This is a genomic window from Vibrio sp. 1401 (genome assembly GCF_033340295.1).
Genome location: NZ_JAWOWF010000183.1, coordinates 1 through 931, shown reverse-complemented (window position 1 = coordinate 931; position 931 = coordinate 1). Strand labels below are relative to the sequence as shown.

At 46.7% G+C, this 931-nt stretch carries 1 protein-coding gene; it reads left to right on the top strand.

What is annotated here, in order from left to right:
* Positions 1-931 (top strand): carbohydrate-binding protein (locus R7Z77_RS24415; protein WP_318136937.1); only part of this gene is annotated, 931 nt, incomplete at both ends.

Below are 931 nucleotides of genomic sequence, written 5' to 3'. Positions count from 1 at the left end.
TGACCATATGGTTCATAACTGTGTTGAAGAATTTGGCCCAAACAGTGCGGCAGAATGTAATGCAACGGGTGATCACCAGATCAACTCTTATCAAGATCCTGCCTACGATGCCTCGATGTTTGCAGAAAACTTGTCAGTACTAGAAAAATATTTGCCGAACATCACGAGCTACCCAAACTATAAAGCGAATGAGTTTGCTCGTTTGCCATATACCAATGGTTGGCGCGTCACTAAAGACTTCAAAGCAGACGGCTTATGTGCCACGTCCGATGATCTTAAACCTTGGGAGCCTGGCTATTCATGTGATACGGCAAACCCATCCAACAGTGTAAAAGCAGCCATCGCGGTTCAAAATATCCTAGCGAATAATGGCTATCAAACTCACGGTTGGGATGTGGATTGGGCCCCTGAAAACTGGGGCATTGCGATGCCAGCAAACAGCCTTACAGAAGCTGAACCATTCCTTGGGTATGTCGATTCCGCGCTAAATACTTGTGCGCCTACGACAATTAACCCTATCAACTCCAAAGCGCAAGAGTTCCCATGTGGTACACCTTTGCATGCCGATAAAGTTATTGTGCTAACTCACGAGTTCCTGTTTGAAGACGGTAAACGTGGCATGGGTGCAACTCAAAACCTACCGAAGCTCGCGAAGTTTATCCAGCTAGCCAAACAGGCTGGTTATGTCTTCGATACCATGGATAACTACACACCGAACTGGCAAGTTGGTAACAACTACAGCGCCGGCGACTACGTTCTACACCTCGGTACGGTATATCAAGCAGTAACAAGCCATACAGCGCAACAAGATTGGGCGCCATCACCAACATCTAGCTTGTGGACGAATGCGGATCCAGCAACTAATTGGACTCAGAATGTTTCATACAAACAAGGCGATGTGGTGACTTACCAAGGTTTGCGTTACCTAGTT